Genomic DNA, 15,469 nt, shown 5'->3' with positions numbered 1-15,469 from the left:
TGCTGCTTTTTTATATCCTGGTCCGTTTTTGATAAACGTTCATGGAATCTCCACTCAGTCCAATGGCTTCTGTTGAATGAGTCCAGCCGTATTTTTCATAATAGCCTTCGAGGTCAGTCGTCAGGTAAAGACTGTCGTACCCTTTTTTATGAGCTTCCCGGAGAGCATGGTCGAGGAGGATTGAACCAAACCCTTCCCCTCTCTGGTCAGGGTGAACATACAGACATGCCAACCACGGATACAGGTCCTGACGGCTGTTGAGATCGTTTCTTAGTAATGCGTACGTGCCGATGATGTCCCCCTCACGAACAGCGATATAAAAACGGGGAATATCCGCTTCCGTCTGGCAGGAATGGAACATGCAATCATGGTAGAACCTGTAGTTATCCTCATTCCCCCATTGTCCCCAGAATATATTCACTGCTTCTTCAAACATGCTTGAATCCTTATGTAATTCAATTATTTTCATTGCGGTTTTCCTCTCTCACTTTTTTTGAAAGTAACACTAATACATTCTGCATCCGCGGCAGAAAACCTCTATCCAATAAAAAAAGCACGTTCAAGAGCTGAACGTGCCTTTTGGCTTCAATTAGTAAGCGCCATCGGAATAGGTTAATTCATAGCTGTGGGAATAAATCTCGAATATATTCCCGAATGGATCTTCCACATACACCATGCGATAAGGTTTTTCACCAGGATAATACTCACGGACCGGCATACGCTGCTTTCCTCCGTGCTGCTTGATCTTTTCGACCATGCCTTCTACATCGGGATCCTGGATACAGAAGTGGAATAATCCCGTCTTCCAATACTCAAAGTTATTCTCCGGTTTTTCATTATGAGGAAATTCAAATAGCTCGATCCCGATTTTATCTCCTGTTGCCATGTGGGCGATTCTGAACTTCTCCCAATCGTTCCCGAACACGTCCCGGCACATCTGTCCGATCGGTGTATCGTCATTCTCGACATCGGAAGGTTCCATGATGACGTACCAGCCGAACACCTCTTGGTAAAATTTTATCGCCTCTTCAAGGCTTGGGACGGATAGTCCGATATGAGAAAATGATCTTGGATATGGTAACATCGTACTGACTCCTCCTTCGTTTTCAATAGTTTCATCTAACACAACTTCATTATACGAAGAGAAGCGGATTTATGTAAGAATGCACTTTTTTGTGAGAAACTAACCTTTAGGTAAGAAAGGACTGGTTAAGATATGGATACACCCATCGATCAAAACGGAAAACTGAAGTGTTCAATCGAGTACACACTGAGGAAAATCGGAGGGAAATGGAAGACCGTCATCCTCTGGCACCTCGGGACGGAGGGTACCCACCGGTACAATGAACTGCGTCGCCTCCTTCCTGGTGTCGCCCATAAAGTACTGAGCCAGCAGCTGAAAGAACTCGAAGAAGAAGGATTCATCAACCGTACCCAATACGACACCATCCCACCGAAAGTCGAATACTCCATGACCGACCTCGGCATGACCCTCATGCCCATCCTTCAGCACATGCACCAGTGGGGTAATGAGCATGGGGAGTTTTAAAAGAGAGAGGGACGGACCTCCAAGCGGGAATCTTATGTAAAGTAGAAATCCCTTTTGGAGGTCCGTCCCTCAATTAGACCAGTGCCGACGGTTATAACAGGTCAATTAAAAAGAGTACACTGAATATCGTTAGGACGATGCCCGCTGCACGATTGATTATTTTTAGTGAGCCCGGTCCGATCCTGCTGCTTATCCATCCACCCACGAATGCAAGTATTCCCCACCAAAGCGCAGATCCGGAAAACACTCCCGATACCACCGTCAAGGAGGTTAGAAAATCATCGGGACCCCCCACCCGAAACACCCCGAATATCGCAATAAATGCAAGAATAGTGAGGGGATTCGTGAGCGTTAATAAGAAAACGGACAAAAATCCTTTAACCGACGAAGGAGTGTCCGGTCCCCTTGCATGTAATGCAGGGGGTTGAGACGTGAATGTCTTCCAACCCAACAGCAAAAGGAACGTCCCTCCCCATACTTGAATCCAGAACTGATGAGCCATAAGGAAACCTGAAACGACCGTGAGCCCCATAACGGCAATCAACCCATATAAGGCATCTGCCGTGGCAGCTCCCAACCCTGATAAGAAACCTGTCCGCCTCCCATATGCCAGTGTCCTTTGAATGCATACGATCCCCACAGGTCCAACTGGTGCAGCAATGGCCACTCCTATCATAACGCTCTTGAAAAACAATAATGCAGCAGTCATTGTTCCCTCTCCTTATTCTGAAGAAAACCTATCTGATTGTAGCAGCAAAAGGACTTTCTTTATGACAATCCATCACAATTGTCGTCTTCGTCCCGATGAAATGGCAATCACAATGAGGGACGGACCTCCCACGAAGTCCTCAATGAATTCCAAGAGAACCGTTTGGAGGTCCGTCCCTCTCACTTTCTATTCAAGCCATCCTGTCAGGAATTCTTCTTGGCTGCCTTCGTAGTAGGCTTCGAAGAACTCTGCGAATGTGTCGGAATCAACATGTTTGAATTGATACTCTTTATAGTAAGCCGATAGGAAGTTCAACGCTTCCGTTCTTCCTCCATTATTCTCGAAGTAATCATTCAACAAGTTCGGCCCTTTTCCGTAAACAGTGGAAACATAATTCCGCTGAAATTCATTCAGCGGGGTATTCAAGAACTTTTCCGGCTTCTCCGTGTTCAACACTTGATTCGAGAAAGCAAATGCCTTTCCCTCGTCCTTATATTCATATGCGAGATAGTAGGAGGATAGTAACTCTGCGAGACTTTCATCGAGCCATGCATCCCGATAAGGATTGTTCGCCACTCCCTGATAGAACCATTGATGGGCGATTTCATGGAACAATGGATGTTCATATCCGTCAGGGTCACCCGATATTTCCACGATATTGGAGTATTCCATGTCCCCATTATTTGCAATGAGATCCAATTCACCCGTCGGATTCTCGCCGATGTTATCATGGTAAAAAAGGAAAGAATCTGCTGCTTTTTTGAGCACATCATCCATAATGAAATCTTGTTCTTTTTTCATAAAAGCACGGATGGCCACGTTTCGATACATCCCGACCTTCACTTTTTTCGTTTTCTGTTCCCATTCATCTGGGTTCAGGAATGCGAGATAGAAATCCCGGATGCTGCCTCCTTCGATTTCCCCTTTTTTCACCGGTTCATCCGTCGCATCTTCCCCGGAGCTTGCCACCAAATATTCCCCCGGAGTTTCAAAGGATACATGATAATTTCCATAGGTTGTTTCATATGATTCGCCTTTAGGATCGAAAGGTTCAATATCCCACCCATCATGATACGTCGCAAGCATTGGATACCACTGTGCAAGAAAGAAGTCTTCCCCTTTCTGCGATAGTCGCAATCCATCTTCCGGAAGTTTCAAGCTGTAGTCGATGCTGATCAATTTCGTTTCACCAGGCTGCAGTTTTTTGTCAAGGTCGACAAGTAGCTTATTTCCATTTAAGGAGTACTGAAGATCCTCACCGGTACTGTTTATGGAGTGAATGCTGCTCTCAGCATGATCTTTCAGGAAATCCGGTTTATTTTTCTCCGAAAATGCATTCGGAATGAAATAAAACCCAACATTCTCAAACGCATCTTCTGAATGATTGGTCACCCTGATGTCAGTCTCCACACTCCAGTTTTTCTCCCTATCCATTTTTATCTTCATCGTATAATCCCCTGTTGCACCCGGGGAAACACCGGTTTTCTTCAATGTAAAGGGCTCTCTGCTTTTTCTCAGGTCTTCTCTCGTAAGTTCGGCCACTACATCTTTAAAATGATCAGGGATCCTTCCGCTTATCAGAAAGCGCTCATATTTCTCGGGCACTTCGAACGTCAATAAAGCCGTCACTCTACCTGGGAACTTCAATCTTCCCCCACGGAAATTGAGTGCATCCACAATGTCCGTTTTCAATGGATAATACTTCTTCTCCTTTTCGTCCAATAGGAAATAGGCACCTGGTTTGAATGAGAGGTTACTTGTATTGGGATCACTATATTTGATGTCCCAGCTGACAGGTATCGTGATGAGCTGATGTTTCTTTTTTGCCTTTAATTCCGGTGGCGTTTTACTTGGTGACTCAATAAGGATCGTTTGCTGATCAAGGTCCAGCTTTTCACCAAGTTCTGCCTGCTTTCCTGCAAGTTCTTTCGCTTTTAAAAAGGCAAGGGGAACATCCTCCTGTGGCTCAGCCTCCTCTTTCTTTTCCGGTGCAAAGACCGACGTTGTTTTCCCTTCCGTTCCTTGTTCTTTCACAGGAGATGCCACTTTGGCGGTTTCACCTTTCTGCACTTCAGGAATTCCCTTCCCCACTAAAGTCATGACACCGAGGAGAAGGATGACAGCTGCCCCTGAAAGAATGTATTTGAATTGCTTTTCCACTTTCTTATCATTGCTATATCCTCCATTCAGTCCCTGATAAGGAGGAGTATTGGCAGCCTTCCCCGCAGGCAGGACGGCTGCGATGATTCCGGTGATGACCGGGATTGAGAGGGCGGCCACATAGATCCACCAAAGGGTGAAAGGGAAGCTTCCGTAAATCTTCCAGACTAATACAAAGGCAAAAAGCAGGCCGACGAAACCGGCAAGTATCCCTGAAAACATCCCTTCCAGAATAACAAGCATCCGGACGGTCCCATTTTTCCAGCCAAGAGCTTTAAATACCGATATTTCGGGCTGTCTCTCAGCTACGTTCTGCCAGATGATTTCAGCCGTAGTCAGTATGGCGATAGAGAGGGCGATTCCCATTGCCACATAATGCATCGTACTGACTTCCATGGCCACGTACTCCCCTAACCAGGTCGTATACATGACTCCCTTCAATCGAAAGGTGATGAATAAGTAAAAGACAAGAAGACCCGTCGGCAGACCCATGGAAACGACGGATAAAACGGTTCGTTTCCACCTGGACACCATTGAATTGATAGCCATTCCGACCACTGATTCAGACCTTGCCACCCGTTTGTGTTTCATGGAGATTTCCCCTGATCGCATCGCTTCGTATGGTCTGATTTTTTTCACAAGATAGGCGGGAATAAGTGCACCCGCGGTATAAATGGTCAGTCCGATCAATCCGATGAGGGCGACTCGAAAATAGGATGTTTCCAGTTCGCTTGTAATTGAAAACCATGCCAGTATGAGCCAGCTGATGAAAGATACGACCATACCCAGCAATAGCGCTTCAAGGAGCAGGAGCCTTGAAAGCTGATTCGGACGCCAGCCCAATGAAAGAAAAACGGCAAACTCCTTTTTCCGCGCATACATCATGATGAGATTCGATGAAAACACATACACGATAGCAACCAGGATGACGCTCCCCACCACTCCTGACACCCCAAGCTTTGCTTCTTTAAAAATCGTGATGGAGGAACCGATCTTAATCCACGGCTGTTCGATCCAGCCCAAGCTCTTTTCCCCCTGAATGCCCGGGATATGAGTCAAAGCAGGCTGCGGGGAGGACCCTAACGTGATATCCACGATCAATCCCGTTTTCTCTTCGATTTCTTTTGCCACTTTTTGAAGGGCTGCTTCACTATTTTCATTGAAGTTGTCAACCCCCTTCACGTTGACACGTATGGCTGAGATGGGTTTTTCCCCCAGAACATGAGCCGCCGCATCCAGTGTCGTCAACATTAAAGGCGGCTTCGTCAGGAAACCATAAGGATTGTTTGCAGGCTTCATCGTGACGGGTGGATTGATGGGATCCCCTTTTTCATCTAATACCCAGCTGGCTTTCGAAGGAAAGTACGTTTCAACTGGCAGCTCAGTCAAGGGGTCTTTCGAAATGGTCAGCTTCTGGGCATCAAAGATTCCGATGTAGTCCAGTCGAAGCCGCGGCCAGCTTGAGCTATCCTCTCCGAACGACTCAACCGGCCTGTACGCCTGGTCGACTGCCAGAAGAGAATCCTCCGGTAAGCTGTATGGTTCCACTTCATAACTGAATGCCCACCTTTCCCTAAACGGGCTGGTAACCGGCTTGTATTCCACCGGCGACGGCTTGAAGGCCATCCAGCTCATACCTCCCAAACCTGATTCGAAACTTGGGTTCATGACGGAATTGACAATTTTTTTGTGCGCTTCCTCTGTCGTGAACCTTCTTTCTTCCACGACACTCCCTGTTTGCTCCTCTAAATATTTCTCCCCGCCATTCTTCTTCACTTTTTCCATCGTTGCATCCTGATTGTCGGGATCGAATGGCATATCGAGCTTTTCCACTGTATAGTGTATTTCCCCATCAACGAATTCACGGTTGCTTAGAATGACCGGTATCGATATATCGTTCAGGTTGCCTTCCAGTGGTATATCCATGACCTCGTCATTCTCTGAAAAATACCGGCTCCCTTTTCCAGCCACCATAGCATTGTTGAGTCCGACAAGCTTCGCTTCCTGTTCGGGATCAATCCCTGCAACGAGGACCTGTGTACCATAGGATAATTCACCTAATGACTCACCAACCCCATATGCCCGATCCATCGAATAATGTCCGCCACCCACTGTAAAATAATAGTTCCCCTCGTTGACCTCCGCTTTCGCCCCGGTCTGAACCGTTTCTTTTTGATTCAACCGGTAAATTCCCGGCTCTGTTATGTTCATCTCTCCCATTTGAACGTCATTGAATACATACCCCATCACAGAGATGGGTGCTGCAATCTTGACATCATCCATTTCTTTGATCGCTTCATATTGTTCCAGAGTGATCCCTCCGTCGAGTCCACTCAAATAGTTCGGTTCCAATAGATTCATATCCTCCGTGATACTTCTGGAGTCAGGCGGCCTCACAACCATGTGATAGGAAGATTTCCATCGTTTCTGCAATTCTTTCACAATCGTTCCATTGTTGGTTTGGGTCATCCCGACGAGATAACTCAGTCCGACACTTAAAAGCAGGACTCCGATGATCAGCAGGATGAAACGCTGCTTGTTCCGCCACCACGTATTCCAAATAAAGCGGATCACAGGGCTCCCACCATCCGATCAGACATGATCCTGCCATCCTTCATTTCAATGATTCGATCCGCTTTCTCAGCAAGTTCCGAGTCGTGGGTGACAAAGATGACCCCACAGCCTTTTTCCTTATTGAGTGATTTTATGATATGAAAGATAAGCTCCCCAGTTTCCGTATCCAGATTGCCTGTCGGTTCATCGGCCAGCAGCCACTTAGGCTCGTGTACCAATGCCCGTGCAATCGCGACCCTCTGCTGCTGTCCGCCTGATAGTTGTGAAGGAAGGGAATCCAGCTTATCACCAAGCCCTATGGATTCCAGCAATTCTTTCGCCCGCTGTTTTTTATCATATGGAACTTTCCTTGAGAAAAGGGGTGCCATCACATTCTCCAATGCCGTCATCGTAGGGATCAAATGGAATTGTTGAAAGATGAAACCGATGTTCTCGAACCTGAAATCCGCCATCTTCCTCTGACTGAATTCAGTCACATCCTTTGACTCGAATAAGATACTTCCACCCGTCGGACGGTCCAACGTCCCGATCACACTCAATAGCGTCGACTTTCCCGAGCCGGATGCCCCTACCACAGAGACAAATTCCCCTTGTTGAAATTCAACATTTACATTCAATAAAGCATGCGTCTCTACACCTTCACCTTTATATACCTTGGATACCCCATCGACCTTGACCCCATTAACCATCCAAAAGCCCCCTTATTTTTGAATTTTTTAACAATTATAACAGAAATGCTACAAATGTATTACAAATATTTGAAAATCCATGAGGGACGGACCTTGTTGATTGGGTGAGGAGCTATTGGAAGGGGTGTGTATGCCTGGATTTCTAAACGTTGCTTCTTCCCCCATTCCCATTTATCCTGATAATAGAAGGAGGGTTTACGATGTCTATCATTTTGAAACGAATCTATGAGGAACCTCCCCGATTAGGAGGTCACCGAATCTTGATCGACCGAGTCTGGCCCCGTGGAATATCGAAAGAAGATGCAGACCTTGAAGAGTGGATGAAAGAAATTACACCCAGTCCCTCGTTACGGAAGTGGTTTAACCACGACCCAGAAAAGTTCGAGAAGTTCAAACAAGCCTATAAAGACGAACTCTATCAAGATGAAGAAAAACAAAAAAAATTGCGGGAACTGAAGGAAATGGCAGAAAATGAACGCCTAGTCCTTCTCTACGGAGCAAAAGATGACAAGCACAACCATGCCGTCGTGCTTAAAGAAGTCCTGGAGGATATGTAAGAGGGACGGACCTCTGCGTCAGCAAAATTCGCTGATTGAAGGTCCGTCCCTCAAAAAACACTTTCGATCAAAAGATAGATGCCGCTAAATAAGAGGAGTATGTAAGTAACGATTTGAAAGAGCTTTTGATTGATTTTGCTGAATAATGCCTGTCCTGACAAGAGGCCGACAGCTACTACCGGTAATGCTTGCAGGCTTGATTTCCATACTGTCAGAGTGGTTCCCGCAACTTTCACCTGTATTCCTAAACTGACGAGATAGATGAACAAATAAAAGGCAAGTGTCGTGCCCCGAAGTTTCTCTTTCTTTGTCCCTGTGCCTGAAAAATACAGAAGCAGAGGGGGCCCTGGCATACCGATACTCGTAGTCAGCACACCTGATAATCCCCCTGCCAGAAAGTCCCGGCCAGTCGACTGCCTGATGCGGAATTTCATGATAAGTAAAATCGTGAGCAGTATGATGACCAGGCTGATCACTATCTTTAGGAGTCTCATATCAATTAGAGTAAAAACCACTATACCCAGGAATAAGCCGGGCATGCTCCCGACTACAAACCTTTTTACCAGTGAAAAGTCAATATCACGCCTGATTTTCACAATCAGTGCCAAAGAAATCACAAGGGATAAGATCAAATTAATCTGAATCGCTTCTTTAGGTGGATACAAGAGTAATAGAAAAGGTGTAGCCATGATGGAAAATCCGAACCCGGTACTGGTCTGCAAGATAGATGCACATAAAATGATGGCCATAAACAAGAAAAATGTACTCAAGACACACGCTCCTTCCTCTTACTTTCACTCAAATACCGTTTTGATTCCACCCATAAACCAACCTCGGCTATGAGAAAAAGGCACACAATCCACGCCCAAACATGTAAAAACTCCTCATGAAACGGATAAAAGCTATTCAAATAATAAGGATTATCATGCATGGTCATCGTAAAAGCATAGAACATCCCAAAGGTGAAGTTCCGGGACCACTGGCTAATATGATAGGTGAAAACCCCCTTTTTCCACCCCAGTTTCTGAACCCGATTGACTGCTCTCACCATTTCCAGCCACTCCACTCCAATCAGAAGGACAAAGATAAGCAGCCAAAAAATCATCATAATTCTTGCGGACAACATACCGGATGAGACGATGGCAAGTCCCGTAATGGATAAAGCACCATGAATGATACAGTTTGTACTCGGCCAATCATCAATGAGTGTCCACCGTTTTCCTCTGCCATAACGAACGATTATCAGTGTCATCCCAATCAAATAGTAAAAGGTTCCCAGTGATATCGCCCCAATCAGCAATCCCTTTGGAAGAGAAGGATAAAGCTTCACCCAAAAAATCACCACTGACTGGGTGGCAACGGTTGACAATAACACTACACCATGAGTGGGATGTGCTGTAGGCCGTTTCATCAACTCTTTAAACTGGTAGACGCAGCTTGCCATAAAACCGAGCCACATAAAGGTGTTGAGTAGCATGACGACCTGAACCGCCACGCTTATATCCGGAAAATATTTGACGACCACATTACTCAATACCGAAACACCCGCAATCCATGATCCAATGACGAATGAAGGTACAGGTTTCGATAGTAAAAGAATTCTATCTGATTTAGTTAACAACTGCTTAATAAGAGATTTATATATAATGGCAGTCAGCACAATCAAGGAAACACTCATTATTTTTGCCGTGATGTGGTTTACCCATGTAAAGGCATCAACGGCAGCATAAAGAAAGATTCCAAGAGCCATAATGATGGCACCTGAAGCTGGATCGATGCTGTTTTTGTTTTCTACAGTCTTCATCTTTCTACCTTAGAGACCTCCCTTCTGCCTGTTGGAACACGTAGACAAATGAAACTCCCGGCACTCGCCTTCTTATTCACAAACCTTCCTCCTAAACTCAAAATATCAACTATATAAGTTTAACATTTCTCAATCGAAATGAGGGACGGACCTTCAATTAGCAATAAAACCCTTGGGTTCATCACGAATTGGAGGTCCGTCCCTCACATGAAAAAGAAATTTAAATTACCAAAAAAAGGTTTTATTTTCCTTTATGTGGGTACTTTCTAAGAGACTTTTAAGAAAGGGGATGCCCTATGTTTGAATCAACGGTTGAATTAGTCATCGTATTGTTCTTGTTTATTTATTCAATCATCACGACCCTCATGATCATTAAAAATCGCAAAAAATAAGAGGATGAAATAATTTTGAGCAATAAATTCCGAAATAATTTAAGCATGTTGGTAATGATCGCTGTCCTTGTAACATCTTCTCTCTTTAGTTTCACTGGAAAAGCGGGTGCAGAAGAGCCATTGTTTACAAAGGGAGAATCCAACGTAGATAATCAGGAATTTAATCACATACGGAACTCCTTAAAAAAGACAGAAGAATATCAGTTGTACAAGACAACCTCTAAAATCAACTCCATCTCAACCGATCAAATTGTCATTAACACAGTGGAAGGAACAAAAGGAAAAATAGCGTATATCGAATTCATATTCGGTGAATTCACAAGTAAGAGCAATGGTTTAGCATATGTGCAGTTTACCTATGATACAAAAGCTGAAAAAGTCATTTCTCACCAAGATCTTTTTGCCCAAATGGTTGATGATGAAAATATAAACTTAAAAATGCTTTACCACTTCAACAACAATAAAAAGGAGATTTATGATGTAACAATCGATAAAGACGGGCTGCTTTTTGATAAGGATGGTCTGGAAATGAGCCAGGAAGATTTCCTTTCGAATGGACAGCTGAACATTAAGTCATTGACTGCTCCAAATGGGGAGGATGAAATCGGGGCGCTCGGTTTCTGTGAGTATGCTGTAGCGGGTCTGTGTGGGACAGGAGGAGGAGTTGCGTGTTACGGTGTAGCCGCGGCACTTGGTATTACCACTGGTCTTGGGGGACTTGGGTTAGCTGCGGTATGTTCATTAATTGGTAGCTTAGGCTGTGCAGCAGCTTCCGATCAGATTTGTGGCTAAGCTATCAATATTATCGTTATTAGCATTTCGTGTATAAACGTCATGTAGCATCTGGGAAAAGAAAAAGAGTGTCAGTTTAGCAGATTACAGACTAAACTGACACTTAATGGTATTTCATTCGATTATCATTTACTTGTCTTTTTTAATTTCTTCACGACATTTAAACAACCTCGCCGCTTAAAGTTAATTGCAACTCAGATGCAGGCAGTGGCTTGCTGAAATGATACCCTTGTCCTACCTGGCATCCATTCCGTTTCAGGAACAACATTTGATTTTCCGTTTCAATGCCCTCTGCGATGGTTGTAAAATTCATGTTTTGACTCATATCAATGATGGCTTTGACAATGGAAACCTGGTTGGAATCTTCCATAATATCATCTACAAACGATTTATCGATTTTGATACTATCGATTGGTAAGTGCCTTAAATTATTCAGAGACGAGTAACCCGTTCCAAAGTCATCCATGGAAATCATGACGCCCACTTTTTTCAACTTATTGAGGACATTCGTTGATATGTCAAAGTCCTGCATAATGCTCTCTGTTATTTCAAGCTCAAGTCGGTCCGGGTTAAACTCATATTCTGCTAATATTCCTTCTACCATTTCAACAAAACCGCCATCCTTCATTTGCCTGACGGATATATTGACAGCAACAGGAATAATGCCCATTCCGGTCTTTTCCCACTCTTTGCTCTGTTTACACGCCTCTCTTAAAACCCACTCCCCGATTGGAACGATCAACCCGGTCTCTTCTGCCAGTGGAATGAATTCAGCCGGAGAAACCATCCCCAATGTAGGATGATCCCAGCGTATCAGAGCTTCTACTCCAATTATAGTACGGGTATCAAGGTCCACCTTCGGCTGATAATGGAGGCATAATTGGTCGAATTCCAATACCTTTCGTAATCCATTTTCAATCTCCATATTCCTTGAAGAAGCTTTTTCAAGTTCCGGGTAGTAGAATTGATAGTTGTTCTTCCCTTGTTCCTTGGCTAAATACATGGCTGTGTCTGCATGTTTGATCAAACTCTCCTGATCTTTCCCATCCTTTGGATACATACTGATCCCTATACTCGGGGTGACAAAGAATTCCTGTTCCTGGATGAAGATCGGACTTATGAAACTTTGTAAAATGTCTTTCGTCGTTGCTGCAACTTCTTCTTCACTCATACTGGAGAGGATAATAATAAATTCATCTCCCCCTTGTCTAAACACAATCCCTCTGTCGCTTACCACCTTTTTCAAACGATAGGCTACCTTCCCTAATATGGCATCTCCAGTAGAATGCCCTTTTGTATCATTAATGATTTTAAAGCGATCCAAATCCAAAAATAATATCGCCATCGATTGATCCGGATCGTCACGCAATGAACCGCTTAAATGCTGTTTGAATTTATTCCGATTCGGAAGGCCTGTCAGTGAATCATAATAGGCCATGGCATGAATGGTCTTCTCCGCTTTCTTCCGATTCGTGATGTCCCGGCCGACCAGTTGTATAGCCATCCTTCCTCTATATAAAATGGGCATGGCGGAAATCTCCAACTCTATCTCATCACCGTTAAGGCGAAAAACGGTCAGTTCAAAACGTTCACCTGAAGTAGAGCCATTGGTACCTTCCCTGATTTTCATGATATTCTCAGCACTGGTAAACCGGGAAACAGGTTGGTTTAGGATATCAGCAGGGCTCTCTGCCCCTATCAGCCTGCTTCCCGCTTCATTGATATAATCAAAGGTTTGGTTACTGATCACTGCAATGATATCCGGTGACAAATCGACTAAACTGCGATATTGATCTTCACTCTCCTTGCGGTTGGTGATATCAAACAACACACTCGTAAAAGAAGTCATTTTCCCGTCTTCATCCAAGGTTGGGATGCCCCGGTCCTGTATCCAGCGAACCTGGCCATCCGGCCTAATGATGCGGTAAATACTCACACATGCCTGACCGGAACCAAGATTCTTCGCTCTCTCTTCCAATACCGGCATATCTTCAGGATAAATCACTTTTTTCCATAGAAGTGTATCCTGATAGAAGTCATTTAATGGATATCCGTACAATTTTTCAATACCAGGGGTGATCAAGAGAACATCTGATTTCAAATCATGGGACCAAATAGCCACATCCAGCGTCTCAAAAATATCGTTTAAATTCTTGTTACTATTGGATAATTCCCTGGAAGCACTCCAATTCCCCCTAAAGAGGATGAACAATAGAGCAAGCATACAGAATACTAGACCTGTGTGAAGAAATAGCGACCCTTCACCATTGGATTGATCGATTGTCTTCCATGAAAAGTCGAGGATTTCCAAGAAGATCATGGTGATAAAAAGTATGAGGACTGTTTTCTTATTTTGTGTAAAAAGCATCATTACGCTCCTGAATATCATAATTTCTTCTAGTCTAAGTGTACTATTTATGGCTTTCATTCACAATACAGCTAGTAATTTCCCGTAACCCTAAAAAAAGAACCAGGTCTCCTAAAAGAGAGCTGGTTCCATCTTCCTAATACGACACACCCGTCCGTGTATGCGTCTTCTTAAATTCATTCATATCCGGGTCGAAATAATCTTCATTGAATGCAGGGACGAACTTACCGTCATTCAGGTAACCGGATCCCCATGTCGGATCCAGGGTCACCCATTCCCCATCAAGATTCGCTTCCACCCAGGCATGCCTTCCTGGGAAAATGCCGCCTGCCCTGCCTTCCACGAATCTCGCCTCAATATCGCTGGCACGAAGCATGGCAATCGCGAGATACGCATAATCCTGGCACACGCCGGTTTTGGTTTTCAGTGTTTTCAATGCACTGTCATCCCAGTTGAAATCGTCGTTTTCATACTTTTTAACATCATACGAGACATTCTTTGCCACATAATCATAGATGGCTTTTGCCTTGTCTCTGTCACTTGATTTTCCTGAAGTGACGGTTTCTGACTGCTTCTTGATTTCAGGGGAGTCCGACTGAACACCGCGTGAAGGCAGGAGATCCCGCTTGTCTTCACCTGTGGATTCCACTTCGAACTTCGCAAAGCCGAAAAACCTGAAGTAATCACTGTTCTCTTCCTTGATTTCAGGTACACTGAGGGTCACTTCATACGTTCCTGGCCCAAATCGCAGGTAAAACGAATCATCAAAGGTGAAATCTTCAACAGGGATGACATCCAACGCTTCGTCCCCCCCTTTTTTGGTGGTGATATAAATATGCGTCGTTTCCGGGCCGAATTCTGCTTCCGGATCGATGCTTCCTTTAATCCTGTATTGGCCATCCGACTCCTCTCCCCCAAATTGAGGAGATTCGAGGGTCACTCCCCGCTCACGATACGTATCCGCATACTCAATCGGGCTCATCACCCGGTCGGACTCGTTATCAATAAGAAGAGTGGTCGCCGTCTGGTAGTAATTTTCACGGTCTCCATCCGGAACCAGTACTTCAAGCTCGTGAACCCCTTTTCCGTAAAACAAGGGAACATCATAATTAAATTCCCCATCCTTCACGGGGATGACTTGCTTCCAATTTTCTGAATCCTTCTTTAGTCTGAGCATGATCGTATCTTCATCTGAAAGACTGGCAGCCTCTCCTTTTAAAGAAAATACCTCGTTGCCTTTGACATAGCTGGATTTCGTACTTAATGACAGTTCCGCCTCCTGACCGAATGGCGTCAGGGTCACATCCCTATTGATCTCAGGATTCACATTATGGACGGTAAAAGACGCCGTATCATAGTAGTAATTTTCACGGTCCTTGCTCGGGAGCTGCACAGAAACGCTATACTCACCTTCCCCATTGAAAAAATGGATATCCTGTTTGAACTTGCCGTCTTCGATCGGTGTGTAATATTCGAGTTGCCTTCCTCCAGGCCCTTCTTCATTCGCCCTGACCTTTATCCAGGCAAAGTCCGATTTCAGATCTTGATACTTTTCGATTTCCCCCTTCACGCTCACCTTTCCATTTGCAGCGAATTCTTTATATATCGGCTCATCGATTGTCACGCCGATTTCCTCGCTGTAGGATGTAAGTTGCAGAGGTTCTTCTTCTACTATTTCATCATTCATTTTCTTTACTTCTTTTTCATACGGATCTTCTTCTCTTTTATCGGCTTTTTTCCCCTCGCTGCTGGCACTCGAGTCACTGCATCCCGTCACAAACAGGAAACTGCTCAACAAACACAGAACTAAAAACAAAAACGAACGTTTCTCCCTCATGTCTTCCTCCTCAAAACTTCTTTGCTACCTACACATAC

12 protein-coding genes are annotated in these 15,469 nt (G+C 44.5%); 3 read left to right on the top strand and 9 right to left on the bottom strand.

Translation table 11 applies throughout. The annotated features are described in order from the left end of the window. Window positions 1-10: 10 nt before the first annotated feature. Both V8G47_RS15450 and V8G47_RS15445 read right to left on the bottom strand, forming a co-directional pair. On the bottom strand, window positions 11-469 hold the full coding sequence (locus tag V8G47_RS15450; RefSeq protein WP_336200895.1) for a GNAT family N-acetyltransferase: 459 nt from the start codon (window positions 467-469) through the stop codon (window positions 11-13). Between the two features lie 120 nt (window positions 470-589). Continuing rightward, a complete protein-coding gene (locus tag V8G47_RS15445; protein WP_336200894.1) occupies window positions 590-1,084 on the bottom strand; it encodes a lactoylglutathione lyase family protein in 495 nt (164 codons plus the stop codon). A 132-nt stretch (window positions 1,085-1,216) separates the two neighbouring features. Between V8G47_RS15445 and V8G47_RS15440 the strand changes: the two genes are divergently transcribed. Further along, on the top strand, window positions 1,217-1,549 hold the full coding sequence (locus V8G47_RS15440; RefSeq protein ID WP_336200893.1) for a winged helix-turn-helix transcriptional regulator: 333 nt from the start codon (window positions 1,217-1,219) through the stop codon (window positions 1,547-1,549). Between the two features lie 91 nt (window positions 1,550-1,640). Here the strand turns inward: V8G47_RS15440 and V8G47_RS15435 are convergent, their stop codons facing one another. The 3 genes from V8G47_RS15435 to V8G47_RS15425 form a co-directional block, all read right to left on the bottom strand. Beyond that, the gene (locus V8G47_RS15435; RefSeq protein WP_336200892.1) at window positions 1,641-2,258 is read right to left on the bottom strand and encodes a LysE family translocator; all 618 of its coding nucleotides are present in this window, start codon (window positions 2,256-2,258) and stop codon (window positions 1,641-1,643) included. Window positions 2,259-2,444: 186 nt separating this feature from the next. After that, on the bottom strand, window positions 2,445-6,992 hold the full coding sequence (locus V8G47_RS15430) for an FtsX-like permease family protein (protein WP_336200891.1): 4,548 nt from the start codon (window positions 6,990-6,992) through the stop codon (window positions 2,445-2,447). Continuing rightward, window positions 6,989-7,681: an ABC transporter ATP-binding protein gene (locus V8G47_RS15425; protein ID WP_336200890.1), complete on the bottom strand. Its 693-nt coding sequence runs from the start codon at window positions 7,679-7,681 to the stop codon at window positions 6,989-6,991. The genes V8G47_RS15430 and V8G47_RS15425 overlap by 4 nt, the downstream gene beginning before the upstream one ends. A gap of 200 nt (window positions 7,682-7,881) precedes the next feature. On the opposite strand from V8G47_RS15425, the gene V8G47_RS15420 reads away from it, so the two are divergent. Further along, complete coding sequence (locus V8G47_RS15420; protein WP_336200889.1) at window positions 7,882-8,238, top strand: DUF488 domain-containing protein; 357 nt, start codon at window positions 7,882-7,884, stop codon at window positions 8,236-8,238. A gap of 50 nt (window positions 8,239-8,288) precedes the next feature. On the opposite strand, the gene V8G47_RS15415 is transcribed toward V8G47_RS15420, so the two are convergent. Together V8G47_RS15415 and V8G47_RS15410 are read right to left on the bottom strand one after the other, a co-directional pair. Continuing rightward, window positions 8,289-8,987 (bottom strand): sulfite exporter TauE/SafE family protein, encoded by a 699-nt coding sequence (locus tag V8G47_RS15415; RefSeq protein ID WP_336200933.1) that lies wholly within the window; start codon window positions 8,985-8,987, stop codon window positions 8,289-8,291. 17 nt (window positions 8,988-9,004) lie between these two features. Next, window positions 9,005-10,042 carry a hypothetical protein gene (locus V8G47_RS15410; RefSeq protein ID WP_336200888.1) on the bottom strand — a complete coding sequence of 346 codons (1,038 nt, stop codon included), beginning with the start codon at window positions 10,040-10,042 and terminating at the stop codon, window positions 9,005-9,007. A 407-nt stretch (window positions 10,043-10,449) separates the two neighbouring features. Between V8G47_RS15410 and V8G47_RS15405 the strand changes: the two genes are divergently transcribed. Further along, window positions 10,450-11,226 (top strand): halocin C8 precursor-like protein, encoded by a 777-nt coding sequence (locus tag V8G47_RS15405; RefSeq protein ID WP_336200887.1) that lies wholly within the window; start codon window positions 10,450-10,452, stop codon window positions 11,224-11,226. Between the two features lie 160 nt (window positions 11,227-11,386). Here the strand turns inward: V8G47_RS15405 and V8G47_RS15400 are convergent, their stop codons facing one another. After that, the gene (locus V8G47_RS15400) at window positions 11,387-13,594 is read right to left on the bottom strand and encodes a sensor domain-containing protein (protein WP_336200886.1); all 2,208 of its coding nucleotides are present in this window, start codon (window positions 13,592-13,594) and stop codon (window positions 11,387-11,389) included. Between the two features lie 136 nt (window positions 13,595-13,730). Further along, complete coding sequence (locus V8G47_RS15395; RefSeq protein ID WP_336200885.1) at window positions 13,731-15,431, bottom strand: transglutaminase domain-containing protein; 1,701 nt, start codon at window positions 15,429-15,431, stop codon at window positions 13,731-13,733. Window positions 15,432-15,469: the final 38 nt, after the last annotated feature.

This window comes from Rossellomorea sp. LJF3 (assembly GCF_037046045.1).
In the GTDB taxonomy this organism is placed as follows: Bacteria; Bacillota; Bacilli; order Bacillales; family Bacillaceae_B; genus Rossellomorea.
The sequence above is the reverse complement of the archived record's forward strand: the minus strand, read 5'-3'. Positions and strand labels throughout refer to the sequence as shown.

Bases quoted from the DNA above. Each gene is read 5' to 3' on its own strand.
- V8G47_RS15440 (WP_336200893.1), top strand. From the start codon at position 1,217: ATGGATACACCCATCGATCAAAACGGAAAACTGAAGTGTTCAATCGAG.
- V8G47_RS15400 (WP_336200886.1), bottom strand. From the start codon at position 13,594: ATGCTTTTTACACAAAATAAGAAAACAGTCCTCATACTTTTTATCACC.
- V8G47_RS15425 (WP_336200890.1), bottom strand. From the start codon at position 7,681: ATGGTTAATGGGGTCAAGGTCGATGGGGTATCCAAGGTATATAAAGGT.
- V8G47_RS15450 (WP_336200895.1), bottom strand. From the start codon at position 469: ATGAAAATAATTGAATTACATAAGGATTCAAGCATGTTTGAAGAAGCA.
- V8G47_RS15435 (WP_336200892.1), bottom strand. From the start codon at position 2,258: ATGACTGCTGCATTATTGTTTTTCAAGAGCGTTATGATAGGAGTGGCC.
- V8G47_RS15410 (WP_336200888.1), bottom strand. From the start codon at position 10,042: ATGAAGACTGTAGAAAACAAAAACAGCATCGATCCAGCTTCAGGTGCC.
- V8G47_RS15445 (WP_336200894.1), bottom strand. From the start codon at position 1,084: ATGTTACCATATCCAAGATCATTTTCTCATATCGGACTATCCGTCCCA.
- V8G47_RS15420 (WP_336200889.1), top strand. From the start codon at position 7,882: ATGTCTATCATTTTGAAACGAATCTATGAGGAACCTCCCCGATTAGGA.
- V8G47_RS15415 (WP_336200933.1), bottom strand. From the start codon at position 8,987: ATGGCCATCATTTTATGTGCATCTATCTTGCAGACCAGTACCGGGTTC.
- V8G47_RS15395 (WP_336200885.1), bottom strand. From the start codon at position 15,431: ATGAGGGAGAAACGTTCGTTTTTGTTTTTAGTTCTGTGTTTGTTGAGC.